Source organism: Mycobacterium sp. (assembly GCF_035603715.1).
GTDB lineage: Bacteria > Actinomycetota > Actinomycetes > Mycobacteriales > Mycobacteriaceae > Mycobacterium.
On record NZ_DATNJW010000491.1, the window covers coordinates 1 to 5,316 of the forward strand.

General features: G+C 64.5%; 6 protein-coding genes. 1 reads left to right on the forward strand and 5 read right to left on the reverse strand.

Going from position 1 to position 5,316, the window contains the following annotated elements; genetic code table 11:
• Positions 1-570: fatty acid--CoA ligase family protein (locus VN856_RS20505; protein ID WP_325692350.1), on the forward strand; the 570-nt coding region annotated here is incomplete at its 5' end.
• A 177-nt stretch (positions 571-747) separates the two neighbouring features.
• Here VN856_RS20505 and VN856_RS20510 read toward each other — a convergent pair.
• The 5 genes from VN856_RS20510 to VN856_RS20530 form a co-directional block, all read right to left on the reverse strand.
• Positions 748-1,422: a GntR family transcriptional regulator gene (locus VN856_RS20510; RefSeq protein ID WP_325692352.1), complete on the reverse strand. Its 675-nt coding sequence runs from the start codon at positions 1,420-1,422 to the stop codon at positions 748-750.
• A gap of 2 nt (positions 1,423-1,424) precedes the next feature.
• On the reverse strand, positions 1,425-2,618 hold the full coding sequence (locus VN856_RS20515; protein ID WP_325692354.1) for an acyl-CoA dehydrogenase family protein: 1,194 nt from the start codon (positions 2,616-2,618) through the stop codon (positions 1,425-1,427).
• 18 nt (positions 2,619-2,636) lie between these two features.
• Positions 2,637-3,830 carry a CoA transferase gene (locus VN856_RS20520; RefSeq protein WP_325692356.1) on the reverse strand — a complete coding sequence of 398 codons (1,194 nt, stop codon included), beginning with the start codon at positions 3,828-3,830 and terminating at the stop codon, positions 2,637-2,639.
• Complete coding sequence (locus VN856_RS20525; RefSeq protein WP_325692358.1) at positions 3,827-5,050, reverse strand: acetyl-CoA C-acetyltransferase; 1,224 nt, start codon at positions 5,048-5,050, stop codon at positions 3,827-3,829. The genes VN856_RS20520 and VN856_RS20525 overlap by 4 nt, the downstream gene beginning before the upstream one ends.
• The coding region (locus VN856_RS20530; protein ID WP_325692360.1) for an SDR family oxidoreductase at positions 5,047-5,316 on the reverse strand (270 nt) is incomplete at its 5' end. The genes VN856_RS20530 and VN856_RS20525, both read right to left, overlap by 4 nt.

A 5,316-nucleotide genomic window follows, 5' to 3' on the forward strand; every position in this document is an offset into this window, starting at 1 on the left:
GCCGTGAAGCTGCACACGGTCGGCAAGCCGCTGCCCGGCGTCGAGCTGCGGATCGTCGCCCCGGACGGCATCGATACGCCGAGCGGTGAACCGGGCGAGATCTGGGTCCGCTCCCGGTCGGCGATGGCCGGCTACGTCGGCGGCGGCGACGCCCCCACAACCACGGGTGATTGGCTGCGCACCGGGGATCTCGGCCGGCTCGACGACGACGGCTTCCTGTTCTACCACGGTCGATCCGATGACATGTTCAAAGTCAGCGGGGCGACTGTCTTTCCGACCGAAGTCGAGCAGGCGCTGCGTGACATCGATGGGGTCGACAACGCCTTCGTCACCAATCTGGCTGGCGGGCGGGGAGATCACGTGGGCGCGGCGGTGGTGTGCGACACCGCCGCGACGACCGCGGAGAAGCTCCGCGCATCGGCGCGCACCGTGCTCAGCTCGTTCAAAGTGCCGACAGTCTGGCTGCTGGTCGATTCCGATGACATGATTCCGCGAGGTCCGACCGGCAAGGTCGATGTCCGACGGCTCCGCGAATTGCTCGCCGCCACGGATAGCGCGCAGCCCGGCTAGGTCGAATGTCACTGATTCGCCGACACTGTGCTAGCGCACTTGTCACAGCGGATGGGTGTTTCGGCAGTCGAGATCGACGCTAGCGTGCGGGTTGCTCGCACTTCTTCGCGCCAGCGTCGATCTCGACGAACCCTCGTCGCAACCGACGAGCAGCTCGTGAATTAATGATTCACGACACTAGGTCGAATCGACGACCCCGTGTTCAGCGAGGTGGTCGATCAGCGGAGCCGCGCCGGCGGCCAGGTGATCCGACATGGCTTTGCGGGCCAGCTCGCTGTCGTGTTTGGCCAGCGCTGCCACCACGCGGCGGTGGTCTTTGATCGACTGACCGGGCCAGCCCGCGATGGTGGGAAAAACGGATTCCGGCGCATACCGGGTGATCTGCGACATCATCTGCGCAAGCTTCGGCGACTCGGCGGCCACATTGATGGCCCGATGGAACTCGTGGTTGAGCCGCACCGTTCGCTCGATATCGTTGCCCGCGTACGCTTCCTCGAGCTCAGCCTGGATTCCTTTCAGTTCGCGCAGTTGGTCGTCGTCGATGTTGACCGCGGCTCGCGCGGCGAGCTCACCGCCGACGTGTGCCTGCAAATTGGCGACATCGGCAAGGTCGCGTTCGGTGACCGGTAGGACCACAAACCCACGACGCGGCTGCTGTGCCAGCAGTCCCTCGGCGCGTAATTCGAAGAGCGCTTCCCGCACCGGCGTGACGCTGATCCCGAGTTCCGCCGCCAGCTGATCCAGACGGACGTACTCGCCCGCCGAATAGGTGCCATCGAAGATCCGCTTGCGGACGTAGCGCGCAACGTCTTCGGACAGCTGGGGCCGCGCGGCGAAATCCGGGACGCTCACGGTCAAATCCGATACTCGGCGAGCAGCCGCTTGCTGATGATGGACTTCTGGATCTCGCTGGTTCCCTCGCCGATGAGCAGGAACGGAGCATCGCGCATCAGCCGCTCGATCTCATACTCTTTGGAGTAGCCGTACCCACCGTGGATGCGGAAGCTCTGCTGGGTGACTTCCGAGCAGAATTCGCTGGCCAGATACTTCGCCATGCCCGCCGCGACGTCGTTGCGTTCACCAGAATCCTTCAACCGAGCCGCGTTGACCATCATCAGGTGGGCGGCTTCGACTTTGGTTGCCATTTCCGCGATTTGGAAGGCAATGGCCTGATGCTCGGCGATCGGCTTGCCGAAGGTGTGACGCTGCTGGGCGTAGCGCGCGGCGAGCTCGAACGCGCGGATGGCCACCCCGACCGCCCGGGCCGATACGTTGACACGTCCAACCTCGATGCCGTCCATCATCTGGTAGAAGCCCTGCCCCGGCACGCCGCCCAAGACGTTGTCGGCGCTTGCTGCGTATCCGTCGAAGATGAGCTCTGTGGTGTCAATCCCCTTGTAGCCCAGCTTGTCGATCTTGCCCGGTATCAGCAGACCGGGTAACACCTCACCGAATCCGGTCGGCTTCTCAATCAGGAAGGCGGTCAGATTGCGGTGCGGCGCCTCTGCGCCCTCATCGGTGCGAACCAGTACCGCCACCAAACTAGAGCTGGCCCCGTTGGTCAGCCACATCTTCTGGCCATTGATGGTGTAGTCGCCGTCGCTACCCCGAATTGCACGAGTGCGGATCGCGGCGACGTCAGAGCCCAACTCCGGCTCCGACATCGAGAACGATCCGCGTATCTCGCCAGCGGCCATACGCGGCAGGAAGCGCTGCTTCTGCTCGTCGGTGCCGTGCTGGCGCAGCATGTAAGCGACGATGAAGTGAGTGTTGAGCACCCCCGAGATGCTCATCCACCCGCGGGCCAATTCTTCGACGCACAGCGCGTAGGTCAGCAGCGACTCGCCCAATCCGCCGTATTCCTGCGGGATCATCAATCCAAACAGACCCATTTCCCGCATCTGGTCAACGATCGCTTGCGGATAGGTGTCGGTGCGCTCCAGCTCGGGCGCATTGGGGATGATTTCCTTCTCCACGAATTGCCTTACCGTGGAGATGATCTCGGTTTGCACGTCGGTGAGGCCGATGGTCTCGGCAAGTTTGGTCATCAGGCGCCCTTCTTCTCGCTAGCAGGCGATGGTCTTCGCATCGGTCAGACGCGTGATGTCGGCGGTAGTCAGCCCCAGGCTCGTGGTGAGTACCTCGGCGGTGTCTGCACCCAGTCTCGGTGCGGGCTCGCTGGTGAAATGCCCGCCGTCGAACACGGTGGGCATCCCGGGCGCGAGGTAGTCCCCCAGACCGTCCTGGTGCAGCCGGGTAAACAGCGGATTGGCCGTCACGCGTTCGTCGTTGGCAAGCTGGGCGAAGCTCTGGTAGCGCTCGAACAACACACTGGTGGCCGACAACGCCCGGGTGATCTGGTCGGCCGTGTGATCTGCGAACCACGGGGCGAACAGTCCGCTGAGCACCTCGCGGTATCGATAGCGAACACCCTCGTCGGTGAAATCCGCGCGAAGTGAGCCGGCCAGCGCGGAAATGGCTGCACCCGTGCCGGATACCTCGACGAGGTCTTGAAAATGACGTTTGGTCAGCGTCACGATCATGAAAGCGACGCCATCGCTACTGGTGAAATCTTGACCGTACTGCCCATAGATCGCGTTGCCCAGGCGTTCACGTTCAGTGCCGTTCACCTGAGGCTCGGTCAGCAGGCCGAGATTGCCGGCGGTGGCTAACGCGACGTCTTCCAACGCGAGACTGATCTGGGCGCCCGCCCCGGACCGGTCGCGGCGACGCACCGCGGCCATGACGGCGAGCGCGGCATACAGACCACAGCAGACGTCCCACGCCGGCAGCACATGATTGATCGGACCGGCGTGGTTCACCGGGCCGGTCACCAACGGGAATCCCGTTGCCGCATTGACGGTGTAGTCCACACCGGTTGAGCCGTCATGACGGCCGAGGACCTGGAGATGGATCAGGTCGGGACGTTTTGCGGCGAGCGTGTGGTATGACAGCCAGGACAGCCCCGCGGCATTGGTAACCACCACGCCGTCGCCTTCGACGATCAGTCGCTGGACCAGGTCTTGTCCCTCAGTTGATCGCAAATCAACCGTGGCTGACCGCTTTCCCTTGTTCAGCCCGGTCCAGTAGATGGACGTGCCGTTAGCGGTAACCGGCCACCGCTGAGTGTCGGACGCACCGCCGATCGGGTCGATCCGAATCACCTTGGCGCCCAACTGGCTCAACGTCATTCCGCACAACGGCGCAGCGACGAAGCTTGAGACCTCGATGACGGTGAGATCGGCCAAGGGCGTCGTCACTGCGGCCCGACTCGCTCGAAAATCGCGGCAAGGCCTTGTCCGCCGCCGATGCACATGGTTTCCAGCCCGTAGCGCGCGCCGCACCGATTGAGTTCGCGGGTCAGCGTGGCCAGCATCCGGCCACCGGTCGCGCCGACCGGATGGCCCAGTGAGATACCCGAGCCGTGCACGTTGGTCCGCTCCCGGTCCGCCGCGCCAAAGCCCCACTCCCGCATCACGGCAAGTGCCTGTGCGGCGAACGCCTCATTGAGTTCGATGAGGTCGATGTCGCTCAATTCCAGGCCCGCCTTGGCCAGGGCGAGCTCGGTGGCCGGTACCGGGCCGATTCCCATCACGTCGGGTGGCACGGCTGCGACGCCCCAGGACACCAGCCGGGCCAGCGGGGTGAGGCCGAGTTCGGCGGCCCTCTCCGGGGTGGTCACCAGACACATGGAGGCCGCGTCGTTTTGACCGCTGGCGTTTCCCGCGGTCACCGTCGCTTCCGGATCATCCTTGAGCAGAACCGGTTTGAGCTTACTCAGCGATTCCACCGTGGTGTCGGCCCGCGGATGCTCGTCGGTGTCGATCACCTCCTGTCCGTGTCGGCCACGTACGGTGACCGGGATGATCTCCTCGGCGAGGACGCCGTCCTTCTGTGCAGCCACCGCCCGTTGGTGCGATGCCACGGCGAGTTCGTCTTGCTCCTGACGCGAGATGTTGTATTGGCGGCGCAGATTCTCCGCGGTCTCCAGCATCCCGCCGGGCACCGGATAGTGGCGACCACCGGCGGTGGAGCGTCCGCGCGCCAATCCGTCGTGCACCTGTACGCCGCCGCGGCCGCCGCCCCAGCGCATGTCGGTGGAGTAGAACGCGACGTTGCTCATGCTCTCCGCGCCACCGGCGACGACGAGATCGTGGTCACCGGCGCTGATCTGGAGACTTGCCTGGATGACCGCTTGGAGGCCCGATCCACAGCGACGATCTACCTGCATGCCGGGCACCGTCACCGGTAAACCTGAGTCGAGGGCGATCACCCGTCCGATCGCCGGCGCCTCGCTGTTGGGATAGCAGTGCCCAAGGATGACGTCCTGTACCGCCTCGGGTGGAACACCAGTCCGTTCGAGCAGCCCGGTGAGAGCGGCTACTCCGAGCTCAACAGCGCTCTGCGACTTGAACATTCCCCCGTAGCGACCGATCGGGGTCCGAATCGGCTCGCAGATCACCGCTTCGCGAGTGCTCACAGGTGCCGCCCGCCGGTCACCTCGAGGACGGTGCCGGTCATGTATGACGACAGATCGGAGGCCAGGAACAACGCGACGTTGGCGACCTCGCTGGGCTCGCCGGCTCGCCCCATCGGCACCTCCGCGACTTTTGCGTCCCAAATCCGTTGCGGCATCGCTTCTGTCATTGCCGACCTGATCAGGCCGGGCTGGATCGCGTTGACCCGGACACCGAGGTGGGCGAGTTCCTTCGATGCCGCCTTGGTCATACCGACGATGCCGGCCTT

Bases quoted from the DNA above. Each gene is read 5' to 3' on its own strand.
- VN856_RS20515 (WP_325692354.1), bottom strand. From the start codon at position 2,618: ATGACCAAACTTGCCGAGACCATCGGCCTCACCGACGTGCAAACCGAG.